This window comes from Leucobacter exalbidus (genome assembly GCF_017834145.1).
Lineage (GTDB): Bacteria > Actinomycetota > Actinomycetes > Actinomycetales > Microbacteriaceae > Leucobacter > Leucobacter exalbidus.
In genome coordinates, this window is record NZ_JAFIDA010000001.1 from 794,147 (window position 1) to 812,915 (window position 18,769).

General features: G+C 65.9%; 17 protein-coding genes. 4 read left to right on the top strand and 13 right to left on the bottom strand.

The features are described 5' to 3' along the window. The first annotated feature begins 8 nt into the window (after positions 1–8). Positions 9–3,560: an error-prone DNA polymerase gene (locus JOF28_RS03655; RefSeq protein WP_209704519.1), complete on the top strand. Its 3,552-nt coding sequence runs from the start codon at positions 9–11 to the stop codon at positions 3,558–3,560. Between the two features lie 55 nt (positions 3,561–3,615). Further along, positions 3,616–4,932: a nicotinate phosphoribosyltransferase gene (locus JOF28_RS03660; protein ID WP_209704520.1), complete on the top strand. Its 1,317-nt coding sequence runs from the start codon at positions 3,616–3,618 to the stop codon at positions 4,930–4,932. A 103-nt stretch (positions 4,933–5,035) separates the two neighbouring features. On the opposite strand, the gene JOF28_RS03665 is transcribed toward JOF28_RS03660, so the two are convergent. The 3 genes from JOF28_RS03665 to JOF28_RS03675 form a co-directional block, all read right to left on the bottom strand. Further along, positions 5,036–5,311, bottom strand: coding sequence for a DUF3039 domain-containing protein (locus JOF28_RS03665; protein WP_209704521.1), 276 nt, complete (start codon positions 5,309–5,311; stop codon positions 5,036–5,038). A gap of 100 nt (positions 5,312–5,411) precedes the next feature. Continuing rightward, complete coding sequence (locus JOF28_RS03670; RefSeq protein ID WP_209704522.1) at positions 5,412–6,983, bottom strand: hypothetical protein; 1,572 nt, start codon at positions 6,981–6,983, stop codon at positions 5,412–5,414. Next, positions 6,953–7,993 (bottom strand): ABC transporter ATP-binding protein, encoded by a 1,041-nt coding sequence (locus JOF28_RS03675; protein WP_425342472.1) that lies wholly within the window; start codon positions 7,991–7,993, stop codon positions 6,953–6,955. Before JOF28_RS03675 ends, JOF28_RS03670 begins: the two co-directional genes overlap by 31 nt. Here JOF28_RS03675 and JOF28_RS03680 point away from each other — a divergent pair. Continuing rightward, the gene (locus tag JOF28_RS03680; protein ID WP_209704524.1) at positions 7,972–8,760 is read left to right on the top strand and encodes an ABC transporter permease; all 789 of its coding nucleotides are present in this window, start codon (positions 7,972–7,974) and stop codon (positions 8,758–8,760) included. The genes JOF28_RS03675 and JOF28_RS03680 overlap by 22 nt on opposite strands. Position 8,761: 1 nt before the next feature. Continuing rightward, positions 8,762–9,523: an ABC transporter ATP-binding protein gene (locus JOF28_RS03685; protein WP_209704525.1), complete on the top strand. Its 762-nt coding sequence runs from the start codon at positions 8,762–8,764 to the stop codon at positions 9,521–9,523. Between the two features lie 112 nt (positions 9,524–9,635). On the opposite strand, the gene pyk is transcribed toward JOF28_RS03685, so the two are convergent. From pyk to hisF, 10 genes are all read right to left on the bottom strand, one after another. Continuing rightward, a complete protein-coding gene (gene pyk / locus JOF28_RS03690; RefSeq protein WP_209704526.1) occupies positions 9,636–11,111 on the bottom strand; it encodes a pyruvate kinase in 1,476 nt (491 codons plus the stop codon). A gap of 10 nt (positions 11,112–11,121) precedes the next feature. Then, positions 11,122–12,120 carry a prolipoprotein diacylglyceryl transferase gene (gene lgt, locus JOF28_RS03695; protein ID WP_209704527.1) on the bottom strand — a complete coding sequence of 333 codons (999 nt, stop codon included), beginning with the start codon at positions 12,118–12,120 and terminating at the stop codon, positions 11,122–11,124. 96 nt (positions 12,121–12,216) lie between these two features. Continuing rightward, the gene (trpA, locus tag JOF28_RS03700) at positions 12,217–13,041 is read right to left on the bottom strand and encodes a tryptophan synthase subunit alpha (protein ID WP_209704528.1); all 825 of its coding nucleotides are present in this window, start codon (positions 13,039–13,041) and stop codon (positions 12,217–12,219) included. Next, the gene (gene trpB, locus JOF28_RS03705; protein ID WP_209704529.1) at positions 13,038–14,276 is read right to left on the bottom strand and encodes a tryptophan synthase subunit beta; all 1,239 of its coding nucleotides are present in this window, start codon (positions 14,274–14,276) and stop codon (positions 13,038–13,040) included. The genes trpA and trpB overlap by 4 nt, the downstream gene beginning before the upstream one ends. 16 nt (positions 14,277–14,292) lie before the next feature. Further along, positions 14,293–15,066: an indole-3-glycerol phosphate synthase TrpC gene (trpC, locus tag JOF28_RS03710; RefSeq protein WP_209704530.1), complete on the bottom strand. Its 774-nt coding sequence runs from the start codon at positions 15,064–15,066 to the stop codon at positions 14,293–14,295. A 1-nt stretch (position 15,067) separates the two neighbouring features. Further along, the gene (locus tag JOF28_RS03715; protein WP_209704531.1) at positions 15,068–15,301 is read right to left on the bottom strand and encodes a DUF6704 family protein; all 234 of its coding nucleotides are present in this window, start codon (positions 15,299–15,301) and stop codon (positions 15,068–15,070) included. A gap of 82 nt (positions 15,302–15,383) precedes the next feature. After that, on the bottom strand, positions 15,384–15,998 hold the full coding sequence (locus JOF28_RS03720) for a Trp biosynthesis-associated membrane protein (RefSeq protein ID WP_209704532.1): 615 nt from the start codon (positions 15,996–15,998) through the stop codon (positions 15,384–15,386). Further along, positions 15,988–17,577: an anthranilate synthase component I gene (locus JOF28_RS03725; protein WP_209704533.1), complete on the bottom strand. Its 1,590-nt coding sequence runs from the start codon at positions 17,575–17,577 to the stop codon at positions 15,988–15,990. The genes JOF28_RS03720 and JOF28_RS03725 overlap by 11 nt, the downstream gene beginning before the upstream one ends. Positions 17,578–17,601: 24 nt before the next feature. Then, positions 17,602–17,976: a phosphoribosyl-AMP cyclohydrolase gene (gene hisI, locus JOF28_RS03730; protein WP_209704534.1), complete on the bottom strand. Its 375-nt coding sequence runs from the start codon at positions 17,974–17,976 to the stop codon at positions 17,602–17,604. Then, positions 17,973–18,764, bottom strand: a complete 792-nt coding sequence (gene hisF, locus JOF28_RS03735) for an imidazole glycerol phosphate synthase subunit HisF (RefSeq protein ID WP_209704535.1) — start codon at positions 18,762–18,764, stop codon at positions 17,973–17,975. The genes hisI and hisF overlap by 4 nt, the downstream gene beginning before the upstream one ends. Positions 18,765–18,769 lie beyond the last annotated feature (5 nt).

The window sequence follows — 18,769 nt, forward strand, 5'->3', positions numbered from 1 at the left end:
AGATCACTATGCGCTGGAACAACTCACCGCTGTCGTGGCAGGAGTTTGAACGCAAACTCTCAGCACGCACGGGCCCCGTCACCCGCCCCGCACCACCCGGGCACACACCATCCGGGCAAACACCATCCGCACACGAGCCGACGCCGCAGCAGCCCGGCTCCGCATACCCCGATGCCCCGCACGTTCCCTATGCCGAGCTACACGCCCACTCGAGCTTCAGCTTTCTCGACGGCGCTTCATCCCCCGAGTCCCTCATCGCCGAAGCCACCCGCCTCAACCTCGCAGGGCTCGCGATCACCGACCACAACGGGCTCTACGGCGCAGCCATATTCGCGGAGGCCGCCGCGCACGCCGCACGCACCCAGGCGCAAGACCCGGCACCGGTGCAACCACACGCGCAACTACAAACGCAGCCACCCCGCGCTCCCCTCCTCACCGTGTACGGTGCCGAACTCTCCCTGGGGCTCGACTCACCCCAACTCGGCGTCGCCGACCCCGCAGGCACCCACCTCCTCGTGCTCGCCCGCGGCGCCGCCGGCTACCACAAGCTCGCCGCCGCCATCACCGAGGCACAACTCGCCGGCGGCGCGAAAGGCCGCCCCCGCTACCACCTCGCCGACCTCGCCGACGCTGCAGCAGACGACTGGGTGATCCTCACCGGCTGCCGTAAAGGCGCCGTACGCCGCGCCCTCACCGCCGGCTCCCCGTCGCACCCCACCGGCGCCCACCTCGCCGCCGCCACGCACGAACTCACCACCCTCACCGACCTCTTCGGCCCCGATAACGTCTACGTCGAGCTCACGCACCACGGCCACCCCGCAGACGACGACACCAACGCCGCCCTCGCCCACCTCGCCCACGAACTCCACCTCCCCACCATCGCCACCGGCGGCGTCCACTACGCCACCCGCGCCCAGGCACCGCTCGCTGAGGCGCTCGCCGCCGTGCGAGCCCGGCGCAGCCTCGCCGAGATGGATCCCTATCTGCCGGCGACGGGGGCGGCGAGGCTACGATCCGGGGCCGCGATGGCGCGCAGATTCGCGCGCTTCCCCGACGCCGTCACCCGCACCGTGCCGCTCGCGAGTGAGCTCGCGTTCTCGCTGCGCGCCGCGACCCCGCGCCTGCCCACCCTCGACGTACCCGACGGGCACACGCAGATGAGTTGGCTGCGCAAGCTGACGTGGGAGGGCGCCGAGCGATGCTACGGGCAGCTCTCATCGGGCACCCGTGAGCGCCTCGAACGCGAGCTCGCCGTTATCGAGCAGAAGGATTTTCCCGGCTATTTCTTGATCGTGCACGACCTGGTGCACTACGCCAAGGGGCGCGGCATTTTGTGCCAGGGGCGCGGCTCGGCCGCCAACTCGGCCGTGTGTTACGTGCTGGGGATCACCGCGGTCGACTCCGTGTTCTACAACCTGCCCTTCGAACGGTTTCTCTCGAGCATGCGCGACGAAGAGCCCGACATCGATGTCGACTTCGATTCGGGGCGGCGAGAAGAGGTGATCCAGTACGTCTACACCCGGTATGGCCGTACCAACGCGGCGCAGGTGGCGAACGTGATTAGTTACCGCCCCAAGGCCGCTATTCGCGATGCGGCGAAGGCGCTCGGATACAGCGCGGGGCAGCAGACCGCGTGGTCTCGCTCGGTGGAGCGCCGCGGCGCGCTCGACGACCCCGCCGGCCAGATTCCCGCGCCGGTGCGCGACCTTGCCGCGCAGATGCTGAAGCTGCCGCGCCACCTCGGCATTCACTCGGGCGGCATGGTGCTCACCGAGCGCCCCGTCGGCGAGGTGTGCCCCATTGAGCACGCGCGCATGGAGGGGCGCACCGTGCTGCAGTGGGACAAAGAGTCATGCGCGTGGATGGGGCTCGTGAAGTTCGATCTGTTGGGGCTGGGCATTCTCAGCGCGCTGCAGCAGGCCATGGACCTGGTGGCCGAGCACACCGGTGAGCGGTGGGAGATGAGCACGATCCCCAAGGAGGAGCCCGGGGTCTACGACATGCTCTGCCGCGCCGATGCGATCGGGGTGTTTCAGGTGGAGAGCCGTGCACAGCTGAACACGCTCCCCCGGCTGCGCCCCCGCAGCTTCTACGATCTGGTGATCGAGATCGCGCTGATTCGCCCAGGCCCCATTCAGGGCGGCGCTGTGCACCCCTATTTGAAACGCCGCAGCGGCGAAGAGCCCGTCACCTACCCGCACCCGGCGCTCGCCCCGGTGCTCGAACGCACCCTGGGGGTGCCCCTGTTTCAGGAGCAACTGATGCAGATGGCCATGGCCGTGGGAAACTGCAGCGCCGAAGACGCCGATCTGCTGCGCCGCTCAATGGGCTCGAAGCGCGGCGAAGAGCACGTCGCATCACTGCGCGAGAAACTCTTCGCGGGCATGCGCGCCAACGGCCTCGAGCAAGACGAGGCGCAGCGCATCTACGACCAGATCGAGGCCTTCGCGAGCTTCGGATTCGCCGAGAGCCACTCGATCAGCTTCGCGCTACTCGTGTACGTCAGCGCCTGGTTCAAGCTGCACTACCCGGCCGCGTTTCTTGCGGCGCTGCTGAATGCGCAGCCGATGGGGTTCTACGCCCCGCGCACCCTCGTCGACGATGCCAGGCGCCACGGCGTCGTCGTGCTCCCCGCCGACGTGCAGCATTCTGGGGCCGCGGCGGGGCTCGAGCCTCGCGAGGCAGCTGGGGCGGGGCCGCTTCGATCCGGATCGCCCAGCCCCCATGCCCCCTGCACCGCGGCGGCAGGGCCCGCAGCTGCGCCCGCCAGCTCCAGCGCGGCTCCGCCGGCGTCACCTGTGCCACCGTTTGACCCCGCGGCGCCCGATACCAGCGGCGCCCACCGGCGCGACCAGGCCCTCGCCGTCAGGCTCGGGCTCACCGGGGTGCGCGGCATCGAGCAGGCCGCGGCCGAACGCATCGTCGCCGCACGCGCCGATGGCCCGTTTGAGAGCCTCCCCGATCTCGCCCGCCGCGCCCACCTCGATCGTTCGCAGCTCGAAGCCCTCGCGGCGGCGGGAGCCTGCGCAGGCATCGGCCTTGATCGCCGTGCAGCGCTGTGGGCGGCCGCCCCCGCCGCCGATCACCGCGAACAGTTTCTGGCGGGCTCAGCGTTTGAGCTGCAACCGCCGCTGCTGCCCGTGCTCAGCCCCGCCGATCAGAGCGCACTCGATCTGTGGAGCACCGGCATCACCACGGGCGCGCACCCCGTAGCTCACCTGCGCGCCGGCCTCGACGCGCAGGGCGTCGTGCGTTCAGACGCGCTGCCGCGCACCCGGCCTGGCCAGCACATCACGGTCGCCGGCATCGTGACCCACCGGCAACGCCCCTCCACCGCGGGCGGCGTCACCTTCATCTCACTCGAAGACGAATCGGGCACCGTCAACGTGGTGGTATGGGCGAAAGTGTGGGAGCGCCACCGCTTTATCGCCAGGTCATCCCCTGCATTACTCGTGCGGGGCGTCTACGAGCGATCCCCCGAGGGCGTCGGCAACATCATTGCGGCCACGATGACCCCGCTCGCCGCGCCAGCTGGGGTGCACTCCCGTGACTTTCGGTAACGCGCCCAACGCACAAAACACCACCGCGAGGCCGCTGCGCAGATACACTGGCCAAGTGCACACGTCTACAGCCCTGTTCACCGACCACTACGAACTCACGATGGTTGATGCCGCGCTGCATGCCGGCACCGCAAACCGTCAGAGCGTCTTTGAACTTTTCACGCGCAGGCTCTCGGGGGCCCGCCGGTACGGCGTCGTTGCCGGCACCGGCCGCCTCCTCGAAGCCATCGAGCGTTTCAGGTTCACCGATGCCGAGCTCTCGTTCCTCCAAGAGAACAAGGTAGTTCGCCCCGAGACCATCGACTGGCTCGCGAACTACCGCTTCTCTGGAGACATCTGGGGGTACCCCGAGGGCGAAACATTCTTCCCCGGATCCCCCGTCCTCACCGTGGAGTCGACGTTCGCCGAGGGGGTGCTGCTTGAGACCCTCGCGCTCAGCATGTTGAACTCAGACTCGGCCATCGCCACCGCCGCTTCCCGCATGGTGAACGCGGCCGCAGGCAAACCGCTCGCCGAGATGGGCTCGCGCCGCACCGGCGAACACAGCGCCGTCGCCGCCGCCCGCGCCGCATACATCGCGGGCTTCAACGCCACCTCAAACCTTGAGGCCGGTCGCAGCTACGGGGTGCCCACCATGGGCACCGCGGCCCACGCCTTCACACTGCTGCACGACACCGAGCGCGACGCCTTCGTCGCGCAGGTCGCCGCCCTCGGCATCGACACCACGCTGCTCGTGGACACATACGACATTGAGCAGGGGGTGCGCACCGCCATCGAGGTGGCGGGCACGGGCCTTGGAGCGGTACGCATCGACTCGGGTGACCTGCCCGTCGTCGTCGCGAAGGTGCGCCGGCTGCTTGACGATCTGGGCGCGACCAACACCCGCATCACCGTCACCAATGACCTCGACGAGCACACGGTCGCCGCCCTCGCGGCTTCGCCCGTCGACAGCTTTGGCGTGGGTACCTCAGTGGTCACCGGTTCGGGCACCCCCACGATGAGCATGGTGTACAAGCTCGTCGCACGCCAAGATGACGACGGCGCGTGGGTGGCGGTGGCGAAGCAGTCAACGGGTAAGGCCTCCGTCGGTGGCCGCAAGAGCGTGCGTCGCGCGCACAACTCGCGCGGGGTGGCTACGGCCGAACTCATCGCGGTGGGCGACGGCCCGGCAGGCACGGCTGAACTTGCCGAGCTGCACGGCCGTGATGTGCTCGTGCCGTTGATGATCGCAGGCGACGTGGTGCCCGGGTACACCGGCGCCGAGGGCATCGCACTCGCCCGCGAGCAGCACCGGGCAAGCATCGCCGAGTTGCCGCACGTGGCGATGAGCCTCACCCGCGGTGACCCTGCCATTCCCACCGAATACCGCTAACACGCGGCCAGACGACACAACGCCCGCTCACGCACCATCAGGTGCGTGAGCGGGCGTTGTTGTTTGCAGCCGGTGGCTGCGGTGTACGAAGCGTGTGGCTTCGTTACTTCTTCATGTTCTCGTATACCTTTTTGCAGTCGGGGCATACGGGAAACTTCTCGGGGTCGCGCGAGGGCGTCCACTTCTTACCGCAGAGCGCGCGCACGGGCTTCCCCGACATCGCCGACTCCATGATCTTGTCCTTCGGCACATAGTGCGAAAAACGCTCGTGGTCGCCATCCTCGAGCTGTGCGTCTTCGAGAAGCTTCTCGAGTTCGCGGTCGAGCACGTCTGTGCCGCCACCACCAGTGGACTTGTCATCACGCGTGAAGATACCCATGCCGAGATTCTACCGCGATTCAGGCGCACCTGAAGGCACAAAAAAGTTCGTGCAAGCAGTGCTCGCACGAACCTTTCAGTGTTACGCCTCAGACCCGCGGTTAGTCGAAGACCTGTGTCACCGCGATCAGCTCGGGGCCGTTGCGTTCAAACAGCTTGCCACCGATCAAGATGCCCAGCACCAGCACGACGAGGCCGTAGCCCACGCCAAAGGCAAGTGCCCACATGTTCTCGAGGAACGAGAGATCGATAATCGCCAAGACGGCGAACCATACCGGCGGCACCGCCAGCACGAGAGACACCAGCATCGACAGCGTCTGCGCGAGGCCCGAGCCTGAGCCAGACCACTGCGGCTGCACGAAGGGGCTGTCGCCCGGCCGCGTGGTCGGGTACGGCATCGCGACCGAGAAGATACTCGTAATGCCTGAGGCCACCAGCAGCACGGCAATGTTCAGCCCGAGCACGGCGGGCAGAATGCGCCACTCACCAGCGACCGTGACGGTGAGGCTTGAACCAATGACCGCGAGCGGCACACCAATCATCATCACGGGCGCGAGGCGCCCGGCACGGTCTGAACGACCGCGAATACCACTGGCGACGTGCTCCCAAATGGCCGTCGAATCCATCGCTACATCGTTGTGCTGCGACCACGCCAGCAGCAACAACACCACCGGCAGGGGCACGAGCGCGAGGTTGCGCATATCTGCGCCGGCCACGCTAAACGCGACAATCATCACCAACGGCGCGATCGGAATCGCGAACAGCGCCACGCGGTAGCGCGGGTCACGCGACCAGTACGTCAGGCTGCGCGCGGCGATGACCTGTGCGGGGCGGGCCGAGAACCGTTCGAACCAGCCGAGGCCGCGACGAGCGACGCCCGGATCAGCGGGGCGGTCTACCCGGAACAGGGTGACGCGCACGAGCGGAATCCACAGCAGCAGCAGTACGATCAGTGCGCCCACGGCCAGGCCCAGGTGCATCAGCGCGGCATCGGTGTCGCCGCCCGCGGCGAACCCAATCGCAGCGAAGGGGGCGCCAAACGGCGTCAAGCCCGCAATGCGCGCCGCTTCAGCAGCGGCGGTCTCGCCCGCGGCCGTCAGCGTTGCTGAGCCGGCAAGCACTGCGAACGGCACACAGGCCACCAGCAGCACCACACCAATGGTACGCAGGGCACCGGTGTAGCGCACGCCCGCGATGCGCTGCGACAGCGCCGCCATCACCCGCACGCACGCGATCCCCAGGAGGGCGGCGACGACGAGCGCGGCGGGCAATACCCAGCCTGCGCCCTGCCACTCGGTACGGAACACTCCGAGCGAGATCAGCCAGGCCGCAAAGATCAGAAACGGCCAGCTGAAGATCGTGGTGATGAAGAGCCCAAACCCAATGCTCCCGGCCGAAGCTGGGTATGACGCAAACTGGGCGGGCGACAAATTACGTCGGTTCGCGAAAAACGGGACGACGAAGGTCGCCGCGAGCACCACGGCGCCCGCGAGCACGTCGATCATCGCGCGCTGGGTCGCAGAAACGCCCAAGAACGAGGGCGCCGCAGCAGCGGCAACAATCAGCGCGAACAGCACCAACAGTCCCAGGCCCGTACGAACTGCACGCCACATCGACCCTCGGAAGGCAGCGCCCAGCAGCGCTACTCTGAGTCGGAAGAGCCGTGCAACCATTCGAGTCCCTTTCGTGTCTCGCCGCCACCGGTGAGCTGAACAAAGCGTTCTTCCAGGCTCTGCCCGTCACGCACGGCATCAACGGTGCCCTGCGCAATGACGCTGCCGTCAACGATGATCGAGACGTGGTCGCAGACACGCTGAATGAGATCGAGACTGTGGCTCGACATCACCACGCTGCCGCCACCAGAGACGTACTTTTCAAGAATGTCGGTCACGTTTGACGCCGATACCGGGTCGATTGCTTCGAACGGCTCGTCGAGCACCAGTACCTCGGGGGCATGAATCATCGAGCACGCGAGCGCGATCTTCTTCTGCATACCGGCCGAGTAATCAGATACCAGGCGGCCGAGCGCCGATTCCAAACCGAATGCGGCAGAAAGCTCGCCAGCGCGCTGCGCCACCGAGGATTCAGGCACACCGTGCAGCACGCCCGAGTAGTAGAGCAGCTGAGCACCGGTGAGCCGATCGAACAGGCGCAACCGGTCGGGCAGCGTGCCGATCAGGCGCTTCGCCGTTGGCCCGTCTCGCCACACATCGACACCACTCACGGTGACGCGGCCAGACGTGGGCCGCAGCAATCCGCTGATCATCGAGAGGGTGGTGGTCTTGCCGGCACCGTTGGGGCCGACCACGCCGGTAAAGGAACCCGCGTGCACGTCCATCGACACCTCGTTGGCAGCAACGAGAGAACCGTAGGTCTTGGTGAGCACTTCAGTGCGCAACACGACGGGATTTTGCGCGGCGATTCGACCACGCTCGCGAGCCCGCACGACCGACGGAACCGGTACCTGAATGCGACCGGTGCGCGGGGCGCGCGGTCGTTCAGCGGTCGAGATCGCGGGTTCGACGTGATCCCCGGTCTCCTCGGATCTAGGAGCGGGCACGGCAGAAGAACTCAGTGGTGACACAAGCTCTAACCTACCAAATTCAGGCGCGCCCGGTGCCACGCGCGCCGTTGTACTCAGTAACACGGCAGAATAGAGACGTGAACACCCCTGCCGCCTCATCTCGATCTCGCTCGCGCGCGTGGTCTTCCCTGTGGCTCCTCACCAGGCGAGACCTCAAAGTTCGGTACTCGACATCGCTGCTGGGCTACGTCTGGTCGATCCTTGACCCGCTCTTGATGAGCCTGATTTATTGGTTCATCTTCACTCAGGTATTCACCAGGGGTGTGGGCGAAACGCCCTACATCGTCTTTCTGCTCACGGCGATGCTGCCGTGGGTATGGCTGAACGGGGCCGTGTCTGACTGCACGCGCGCTTTCTTGCGCGACATGAAACTCGTGCGCTCGGTCGCGCTGCCGCACTGGATCTGGGTGGGACGCATCGTCTGCTCGAAGGGCATTGAATTTTTGCTCAGCCTGCCCGTGCTGATCGCCTTTGCCATCGGCTCGGGCGCTACAGTCGGCCCAGGCCTGCTGCTGTTTCCCGTCGCCATCATCATGATGGGCGCCCTCATTTTGGGCGTTGGGCTGATTATCGCCCCGCTCGTCGTATTTTTCCGCGACCTTGAGCGTGCGGTGAAGCTCGTGCTGCGCGTATTGTTCTACGCCTCCCCCATCATCTACGGCGCCGCCGACCTGCCTGAGTTCGCTCAGCCGCTTGCCTGGCTGAACCCGCTCTCGGGCATCTTCGCGCTGTTCCGCGCGGGGTTCTTCCCCGATCAGCTCAATGTGGGGCTCGTCTTGAGCTCGGCCGCGATCACCGTCGTCACCCTCGGTATCGGCATCATCGTTTTCCGCCGCACCATCGGCGGCGTCCTCAAGGAGCTCTAGCGTGACTCTCACCCCGGCTCAGCCGCAGCAGTCTCCCATCATCACCGCCGAAGGCCTCGGTGTACGCTTTCGCCGCAACCGTGGCGCACGTCGCAGCTTCAAGGATCTCTTGGGGGGCCGCGCAAGGCGCGGCAGGCCGGGCGATTTTTGGGCGCTGCGTGACGTAAGTTTCAGCGTGTACCCTGGCGAAGCCATTGGCGTCGTCGGCCGCAACGGTCAGGGCAAATCAACGCTGCTCAAGTTGGTTGCGCGGGTACTGTTTCCCGACGAGGGCCGCGTGCGCGTCAACGGCGGCGTCGCCCCGCTGATCGAGATCACCGGCGGGTTCGTAGGCGATCTGACGGTGCGCGATAACGTGCACCTCACCGCTGGGCTCCACGGCCTCCCGAAAGCTGAAATCGCGCGCCGCTTCGACGACATCATCAACTTTGCGGGCGCGGCCGACGTGATCGACACCCCGTTTAAGCATCTCTCGAGTGGCATGAAGGTGCGAGTGGCGTTCTCGCTCATCTCGCAGCTCGATGAGCCGGTGCTGCTGGTGGATGAGGTACTCGCGGTCGGCGATAAGGCGTTTCGCGCGCGCTGCTACCAGCGCATCGAAGAGCTGCTCGCCGACGGCAAGACACTGTTCTTGGTGTCGCACAATGAGCGCGACCTGCGGCGCTTTTGCACCCGTGGGCTCTACCTCGACGCGGGCAAGCTGCAGCTCGATGCCCCCATCAATGAGGTGCTCGACCGCTATAACGCAGACCACCCGGCCTAATTGCCGCCGCGGTTCGCCCCCGCGGCGCAGACCGGCGCAGGCGCATACAGACAAAAAGGCCAGGGCAACACAATCGTGAGATTGTGTTGCCCTGGCCTTTTGGCGCGTGAGCTTAGGCGTCAGCCTGCTTGCGGCCGATCACGTGCTTGCGAGGGCCAGCCTCGGGCAGCTGACCGGTCGCCTCACCAATGCGGTGAATGCGCAGCGTGTTCGTGGTGCCCACGGTCCCGGGAGGGGATCCGGCAATGATGAGTACCTTGTCGCCCAGCTCGCAACGGGCGTGCGCGAGCAGCACCTCGTCGACCTGCGTGAACATTTCATCGGTGCTCTCAACGCGGGGCACTTCGTAGCTGCGTGCACCCCAGGTGAGTTCCATGCGACGGCGCGTTTCAGCGTCGGGGGTGAAGCCGAGAATCGGAATGGGCTTGCGCAGGCGCGACATGCGGCGCACGGTGTCACCTGACTCGGTGAACACGCAAATGTACTTGGCGCCAATGAACTCGGCGACCTCTGCGGCGGCGAGGGTCAGAATGCCGCCCTGCGTGCGCGGGGCAACACCGATCGGCTCGATGCGGTCGAGTGCGTGATCTTCGGTCGACTCGATAATGCGAGCCATCGTCGCCACGGCTTCAACGGGGAACGCGCCCACGCTGGTCTCGCCCGAGAGCATGACTGCGTCGGCGCCGTTGAGCACAGCGTTAGCGCAGTCAGAAGCCTCTGCACGGGTCGGGCGCGGGTTCTCGATCATCGATTCGAAGACCTGCGTCGCCACGATAACGGGCTTGGCGTTGCGACGAGCCATCGCGACGGCTTCCATCTGCACGAGCGGAACCTGCTCGAGGGGCAGCTCAACGCCAAGGTCACCACGTGCGACCATGATGCCGTCGAAGGCGGTCACAATCTCTTCGAGGTGCTCTACGGCCTGCGGCTTCTCGATCTTGGCGATCACGGGAAGGCGTACGCCCTCTTCGTCCATGATCTCGTGTACGCGCACGATGTCGGCTGCGTCACGCACAAACGAGAGCGCAATGTAGTCGGCGCCGAGGGCAATCGCCCAGCGCAGATCCTGCTCGTCCTTGTCAGACAGCGCGGGCACGTTGACGGCAACGCCGGGCAGGTTGATGCCCTTGTTGTTCGACACTGCGCCGGGGATCTCAACAACCGTGTACACGGTGTCTTCGGTGACGCGCACCGCGCGCAGACCGATCTTGCCGTCGTCGACGAGCAGCGGGTCGCCCACGCTGACGTCACCGGGCAGACCCTTGTGGGTCGTGCCACAGATCTTGGCGTCGCCCAGAATGTCGCGCGTGGTGATGGCGAACTCGTCGCCCACCTCGAGCTGGTACGGGCCACCCTCGAACTTACCCAGGCGAATCTTCGGACCCTGAAGGTCAGCGAGCACGGCGATCGGACGACCGACTTCTGCTTCGGCACGGCGAATGTTGCGGTAGATGCCCTCGTGCACGTTGTAGGTGCCGTGTGACATGTTCAAACGCGCAACGTTCACACCAGCGCGAATCAGATCGAGGGTGCGGTCATAACTCGAAACCGCGGGCCCCCAAGTGGCTACGATCTTAGCGTGACGCATGTATTCTCCCTTAGTTGTTAGCGGATGCTATCGGGTGGTGAGCAGCAGTACGATCCTGCTGCTCGTCTTCTGATCCATCATCGTTGGTATCGCTTGCGGTGCCGCGGTCAACGATGTGGAAGTATTCGTCGGCGTTTGACGTGGCCACGAGGGCCATATCTGCCGGGTTGATGCGGTTGGGCAGGTACACGGTGGTCTCAATACCCACGTGACGCTTGCGCTGCACGATGTACAGCACGATGCCCAAAACGACCATCAAGATGGCGGCGAGCACGTTCGTGCGGATGCCCAGGAACAGCAGGCTCGGGTCAACGCGCAGTGACTCGGTCACCGAGCGGCCGAGGCCGTACCAAATGAAGTACATCGCGAGGAACATGCCCCAGCGCGGCTTGAACTTACGCTCGATCGCCAGCAGCACGACAATGCCGAGGATGTTCCACACCATCTCGTACAAGAAGGTGGGGTGGAACAGCGTGTCAGCGGGCAGGCCGATGGGGAACGCCGGGTTCGAAGCCTCGATTTGCAGGCCCCAGGGAAGCGAGGTCGGGCCACCGAAGAGCTCGTGATTGAACCAGTTGCCGAGGCGGCCGACGGCCTGTGCGAGCAGCAGGCCGGGCACGAGGGCGTCGGCGAACGAGAGGAACTTGATGCCGGTGATGCGCGAGGCTACCAGCACGCCAATGGCGCCGCCGAGCAGCGCACCGAAGATGGCGATGCCACCCTGCCAGAACGCGAATGCGTCGAGCGGGTTCTTGCCGGGCCCAAAGTAATCGCCCCAGTGGGTGACCACGTGGTACAGGCGTGCACCGATGATGCCGAGCACGAGTGACCACACGAGGAAGTCAAACACTGCGCCGCGTTCACCACCGCGCTGACCGAGTCGGCGAGCGGTCCACACCCCCGCGAGCACAATGCCCAGGATGATGCAGAGTGCGTAGAAATAAATGCGCAGCGGACCGATCTGCAAGAACTGCATTTCTGGGCTGGGGATGCTGAGCGGGAGAATCATTCACTCCTCTTTCACTGGCGGTGGTGCCGCCCTCGTCGCGCGGGCGGCAGAGCCGTCCAAGTGGAATTGCCGCGTGAGCGGCGGTCAGGGATAATTCTAGCGCGCGCTGACCGCAGGATCGGTGGGCGCACCCTGCGTGCCGCTGGCAATGTGGCGTACGACTTCGGCGAGTGCGGGCACTCCCCCGTCGCGCAGTGCGCGCACGAAGGCGGTGCCGACGATCGCGCCGTCAGCGTAGTCAAGGGCGGCTGACACCTGTTCGGGTGTCGAGATGCCAATGCCCACGCACGCCAGCGGAGCGCCTGCTTCGCGCAGCCGCGCGGTCAGCGTGCGAGCCGCCTTATCGAGTTCGGCTCGTTCGCCGGTGATGCCCATCGTCGACACGGTGTAGACGAACCCGGTCGTGGCTTCAGAAACGAGACGCAGGCGCGCATCGGTTGAGCTGGGGGCCGCCAAGAACACGCGGTCGAGGCCGAACTGCTCGCTGACCGCGATCCACTGCGCGGCCGAGTCAGGCGTGATGTCGGGCGTGATGAGCCCCGCGCCACCGGCCGCGGCGAGGTCGCGCGCGAAGCGCTCGACACCGTACTGCATCACCGGGTTCCAGTAGGTCATAATGAGCACGGGCACGTCAACGGCTTCGCGCACACGACGCACCGCTTCGAACACGTGGGTCAGCTTGAAGCCGTCAGCAAGCGCGGTCTTCGTCGCTTCCTGAATCACGGCGCCATCCATCACCGGATCGGAGTAGGGCACCCCAAGCTCAATGACGTCGGCACCGTTTTGCGCCAGCGCAATGGCGGCTTCAACGCTCGTGCCGAGATCGGGGAAACCGACCGGCAGGTAGCCAATCAGTGCGCCCTTGCGCTCAACGTTTGCCTGCTTGATTGCGCGTGAGACCGAAGATTCGTGCGTGCTCATTCGTCCACTCCAGCTTCGTGGTCAAACAGATCAAAGTAGCGACCTGCCGTGCCCATGTCTTTATCGCCACGGCCAGACAAGTTCACCGCGATCACTGAGCCTTCACCCAGTTCACGGCCGATCCGCAGCGCACCGGCCAGCGCGTGCGCCGACTCGATTGCGGGGATGATGCCCTCGCTGCGGCTCAGCAGCCGCAGTGCCTGCATGGCTTCGTCGTCGGTTGCGGGAATATACTGCGCGCGACCGATATCGGCGAGCCAGGCGTGCTCGGGGCCAACGCCCGGGTAGTCGAGGCCGGCAGAAATCGAGTGTGACTCGATCGTCTGGCCGTCTTCGTCCTGCAGCACATACGTCAGCGCACCGTGCAAAATACCGGGGCGACCGCGCTCGATTGAAGCGGCGTGCTGCTCGGTGTCAACACCAGCGCCCGCGGCTTCGACACCGTAGAGCTTGACGTCGGCGTCATCGAGAAACGCGTCGAACATGCCGATGGCGTTCGAGCCGCCACCCACGCAGGCCACGACCGCGTCGGGCAGCTTGCCCGTCTTCGCGATCAGCTGGGCACGCGCTTCTTCAGAGATGATCTTCTGGAAATCGCGCACCATGGCGGGGAACGGGTGGGGGCCTGCGGCCGTACCGAAGATGTAGTTAGTGCGCTCAACCGAGGCCACCCAGTCGCGGTATGCCTCGTTGATCGCATCCTTGAGGGTGCGTGAGCCCGCGGTCACGGGAATCACTTCAGCACCCAGCAACCGCATGCGGGCCACGTTGAGGGCCTGACGCTCGGTGTCAACCTCGCCCATGTAAATGGTGCACTCGAGGCCGAACAGGGCCGCTGCGGTGGCCGTGGCCACACCGTGCTGGCCGGCGCCGGTCTCTGCGATGACGCGGGTCTTGCCCAGGCGCTTCGTGAGCAGCGCCTGACCGAGCACGTTGTTGATCTTGTGCGAACCGGTGTGGTTCAGATCTTCGCGCTTCAAGAAGATGCGTGCGCCGCCCGCGTGCTCAGCAAACCTGGGCACCTCGGTGATCGGCGACGGCCGACCAGCGTACGATTCGAGCAGCTCGGTGAGCTCGGCACGAAAATCGGGGTCAACCTTGGCTGCCTCGTATGCTTCGGTGAGTTCGTCGATCGCTGCGATCAGCGACTCGGGCATATACCGCCCACCGAACTCTCCGAAGAAGGGCCCGTGAGCATCCCGGAGGCTCGTGGCCCCCGCCTCAGTGTGTGTCATGGTCTCCCTGTTCGGGTTAGACGCTCAAGTAAGACTTCAGCGTCGAAATCGGGTCTCCGCCGGTGACGAGTGCTTCGCCGACGAGTACTGCATCGGCACCTGCTTCGCGGTATCGCTGTACGTCTTCGACGCCCAATACCGCCGACTCAGCGACGCGAATCACGCCGGCTGGAATCTGATCGGCAACGCGGCCAAATAGCTCACGGTCGAGTTCAAAGGTGCTCAAGTTGCGGGCGTTGACGCCCACGAGCTGTGCACCCAGATCGACCGCGCGAGCGACCTCGTCTGCGCTGTGCGTCTCAACGAGCGGGGTCATCCCGAGCTCGCGAATCATCGCGTACAGCGTTTCGAGGCGATCCTGGGGCAGTGCCGCCACGATCAGCAGCACCAGGTCGGCACCCGCTGCGCGGGCCTCAAGGATCTGGTATTCCTCGCCAATAAAGTCTTTACGCAGCACCGGAATGCTGACTGCCTTGCGTACCGCTTCAAGGTCGGCAAGCGATCCCTTGAACTTGCGTTCTTCGGTGAGCACGCTCACCACGCTGGCGCCGCCGGCCTCATACTGGGCCGCGAGCGCCTGGGGCTCGGCGATAGACGCGAGATCTCCGCGCGACGGGCTAGCTCGCTTCACCTCAGCGATCACCTTCATGTGATCCTCGGGGGCGAGCGCCGCAAGCGCATCAAGCGCGGGGGTACGCGAAAGAGCGAGCTTCTCGAGCTCGCTATACGACAGCCGTGAACGGCGCTGGCGGGCATCCTCGAGGGACCCCGCCAGCAACTGATCGAGCACCTTAGTCGTGAGACTTCGGGCTGAACTTGGGTCCGTTGACCCCGTAGCCTACCTTCGACAGGATCCCGCCAAGGATCCAACCAAGTGCTACGATGCCCGCCGAAACCCACACCATGGTGGGGTTATGCAGGAAGAAGAATACGGTGCCTGCGGCAACGCCAACAAGCATCACCACGACTGCCGTCCATGCGGCAGGCGAATCGCCGTGACCAGGTTCTTCGTGCTGGGTACTCATGAATCTCCTCTAAATGGGTGCGAATACTTCAAGCCTACCCGAAATCGAGATCGCGTTCCGCACTGCGGCGCGACTCGACGGGTTACGCGCGGGCGTCGCCCGGCGTGGAATCGACTTCGGGCTCCGGATCGGTGCCCTCGGTCGGGTCTTCCCCCGCTGACAGCGCCTCCCAGTCTGAGATGCGGTCGCGGGGGCCCGTGGGCTGCTGTGCTGCCGAGGTGTCGTACTTGCGGCCGGCCGAAGCCCAGCGCCCGCTCGTCACGACGACGAACAGGCCAGCAAGCGCCGAGATCACGCCCGCCACGATCGTGACCCACGGCCACACGGTCAGCGCTTCGCCGACGATCGCGTCCATGCCCGCGTGCCCGGCCAGGCCCGTGAGCTCGGTGACGCGCGTGGCGGTAGCGGCAGCGGGGTCAGCGACCACGCCGAAAGCGAGCGCCGTGGCGCCCACCCCCAGCCCGGTGATGAGCACGCCGAGCACCCGGCGAAAGATCGGGCCGGCAATCGTCAGAGCGAGCGCTGCCGCGATGATCGCGAGCGCAATGGGTGACAGCGCGGCGTTCAGGTCGTGGCCCGTTGACTGCTCGGTTGATCCGGCCTCGAGACTAAAGGTGACCCACGGCTGTGACCCGGCGCCGAGCGCGACGGCACCAGCGATCGCGAGTAGCCCGAGGGTGAGTGGCTTAGCGCGCATCAGCAGGCTCCTGGTCGGTCTGGTTCTGTGCGGGCATCAGCGAGTTCGCGATGGCGACGGCGCGCAGCGGGGCTGCCGCTTTGCTCTGGCACTCGGCGTCTTCGCTTTCGGGCACTGAGTCGGCGACGATCCCGGCGCCAGCCTGTACCATCGCGATGCCGTCCTTGATGGTGGCGGTACGAATCGCGATGGCGAGGTCGGCTGCGCCGCCCAGGCCAAAGTAGCCCACGACTCCGCCGTAGACCCCACGCTGCACGGGTTCGAGTTCGTCAATGATCTGCAGTGCGCGCGGCTTCGGGGCGCCCGACAGGGTGCCCGCGGGGAAGGTGGCACGAAACACGTCGACCGGGTTCTCGCCCGGGCGTGTACGCCCCTCCACCGTCGACACGATGTGCATGATGTGGCTGAAGCGTTCGATGCGCATGAACTCGGTCACCTCAACGCTGCCGGGTTCGCACACGCGCAACAGATCATTGCGCGAAAGATCGACGAGCATCAGGTGCTCGGCGCGCTCTTTCTCGTCGGCCAGCAGTTCGCGTTCGTGGCGCTGATCCTCGGGGGTGGTGGCCCCGCGCGGCCGCGATCCGGCAATCGGATGCGTCATCACGTGGCCATCGGTCTGCACGGTCACCAGTGCTTCGGGGCTTGACCCAACCACCGAGAACGGCACGCCGGCGGCATCCTCGAGCTGCAACAGGTACAGGTAGGGGCTCGGGTTCAAGTGGCGCAGCACCCGATAGACATCGAGCGGGTCAGCGCTGCACGGCAGGTCGAACCGCTGCGAGGGCACCACCTGGAAAATATCACCGTCGACGATGTACTGCTTGGCCTTCAGCGTCGCTTCAATGAATTCGGGCGTTGACGTCAGGCGATCCGGAACCGGCACCGCCGATCGATCGAGCGTACCCAACGGCGACGGCGCCGCCTGGGCCAGCGACGCCTGCAGCGCATCGAGCCGCTGCTGCGCATCGGCCCACTGGTCATCGGCCGACGGGCTCTGCGCGCCGTCAGCCAACGCCCCGTCGTTGAGCACGTTGGCGAGCAGCACCACGCTGCCCTCGCGGTGGTCGATGACCACCAACTCAGACACGAAGCTCAGCGACTGCGTGGGCAGCCCCGAAGCGACCTGGGGGGCATGTTCGAGGCGCTCGAACTGGCGCACGGTCTCCCACCCGAGGTAGCCAACGAAGCCGCTCGCGAGGGGCGGCAGGCCGGGCACCTCGGGGGTGCGCCAGCGCTCGTAGACGGCGTGCAGGGCCGCCACGGGGGCGAGCTGGTCGACGCCGCCCGGCAGCAGCCGCTCGGCATCGACCCCGCGCCCGGCAGCGGGAGCCCAGTGGGCCTGGCCGTCGCGCTCGCCCAGCACGCCGAAGCTGCCCGCGCCCACAAAGCTAAAGCGCGTCCATACCCCGCCCTGCTCGGCAGATTCGAGCAAAAACGTTCCGGGCCGCGAAGCAGCGACCTTTCGGTAGATGCTCACCGGGGTGTCTGCGTCAGCAAACACCTCTCGGCAGACCGGAATCACAGCGTTGGTCGCTCGCGCGGCGTCGAAGGCCGCACGCGTCGTCGTCAGAGTCACCGTTTCAGCCTACCGCGTGCAGCGCTATGCGTGAGGCGCGTCGCCCTCAGGGTTGCCGATCACCGCGGCGATCTCGCGATCGGTGAAGCAGGTGCGAGTGCCCGTGTGGCACGCCGCACCCACCTGAATCACACGCACGACCAAGGTGTCACCGTCACAGTCCATCGCGACGCCGCGCACGTACTGGCGATGACCTGAGGTATCGCCCTTGCGCCAGTATTCCTGCCGCGAGCGTGACCAGAACGTCACGCGCCCGGTGGTGAGCGTGCGGCGCACGGCCTCACGGTCCATCCACGCGAGCATCAGTACATCGTGGCTCTCGTCGTCTTGGATGATGGCGGGCAATAGCCCGTTATCACCGAAGACGATCTCTGCGGGAATATCGGTGACGTCGCTCATGCGGTGCCCTCTACAGCGGTATCGGTGAGGCGCACGGTGTGGCCAGCTTCGGCGAGTGCCTGCTTCACCTGACCAATCGTGAACGTGCCGTCGTGGAACACCGATGCGGCGAGCACGGCATCTGCGCCAGCCTCAACGGCGGGGGCAAAGTGCTCGAGCTTGCCGGCGCCGCCCGAGGCGATCACCGGCACCTGAGCGATTTCGCGCACGAGCCGCGTGAGCTCGAGGTCGAAACCGGCGAGAGTGCCGTCAGCGTCCATCGAGTTCACCAGCAGCTCACCGGCCCCACGCTCGACCGCCTCACGGCACCACACGAGCGCGTCGAGGTCGGTTTCGCGCTTGCCACCGTGGGTGGTCACAACGAACCCGCTCGGCATGCGATCGCTGCGCTTCACATCGAGTGACAGCACCACCACCTGTGCCCCGAACCGGTCTGCGATCTCGCCGATCACATCGGGGCGGGCGATGGCACCGCTGTTGATACCCACTTTGTCTGCGCCCACGCCCAGCAGGCGAGCCACGTCTTCAGCTGAGCGTACTCCCCCGCCCACGGTCAGCGGGATGAATACCTGCTCGGCCGTGCGGCTCACCACGTCGTACGTGGTTGAGCGGTCGTCGACCGTCGCGGTGACATCAAGAAAGGTCAGTTCGTCGGCGCCCTGCTGCGCATACCGCGCGGCGAGCTCGACGGGGTCACCCGCATCACGCAGGTTCAAGAAATTCACTCCCTTGACGACGCGGCCTGCCGCAACGTCAAGGCACGGGATCACTCTGGTGGCGATGGTCATATCGA

Excerpts from the sequence above, each read along its gene's own strand:
- lgt (WP_209704527.1), bottom strand. The coding sequence starts at position 12,120 with ATGATTCTCCCGCTCAGCATCCCCAGCCCAGAAATGCAGTTCTTGCAG.
- JOF28_RS03665 (WP_209704521.1), bottom strand. The coding sequence starts at position 5,311 with ATGGGTATCTTCACGCGTGATGACAAGTCCACTGGTGGTGGCGGCACA.
- hisF (WP_209704535.1), bottom strand. The coding sequence starts at position 18,764 with ATGACCATCGCCACCAGAGTGATCCCGTGCCTTGACGTTGCGGCAGGC.
- pyk (WP_209704526.1), bottom strand. The coding sequence starts at position 11,111 with ATGCGTCACGCTAAGATCGTAGCCACTTGGGGGCCCGCGGTTTCGAGT.
- trpA (WP_209704528.1), bottom strand. The coding sequence starts at position 13,041 with ATGAGCACGCACGAATCTTCGGTCTCACGCGCAATCAAGCAGGCAAAC.
- hisI (WP_209704534.1), bottom strand. The coding sequence starts at position 17,976 with ATGAGCGACGTCACCGATATTCCCGCAGAGATCGTCTTCGGTGATAAC.
- JOF28_RS03655 (WP_209704519.1), top strand. The coding sequence starts at position 9 with ATGCGCTGGAACAACTCACCGCTGTCGTGGCAGGAGTTTGAACGCAAA.
- trpB (WP_209704529.1), bottom strand. The coding sequence starts at position 14,276 with ATGACACACACTGAGGCGGGGGCCACGAGCCTCCGGGATGCTCACGGG.
- JOF28_RS03715 (WP_209704531.1), bottom strand. The coding sequence starts at position 15,301 with ATGAGTACCCAGCACGAAGAACCTGGTCACGGCGATTCGCCTGCCGCA.
- JOF28_RS03720 (WP_209704532.1), bottom strand. The coding sequence starts at position 15,998 with ATGCGCGCTAAGCCACTCACCCTCGGGCTACTCGCGATCGCTGGTGCC.
- JOF28_RS03675 (WP_425342472.1), bottom strand. The coding sequence starts at position 7,993 with ATGAGGCGGCAGGGGTGTTCACGTCTCTATTCTGCCGTGTTACTGAGT.
- JOF28_RS03670 (WP_209704522.1), bottom strand. The coding sequence starts at position 6,983 with ATGGTTGCACGGCTCTTCCGACTCAGAGTAGCGCTGCTGGGCGCTGCC.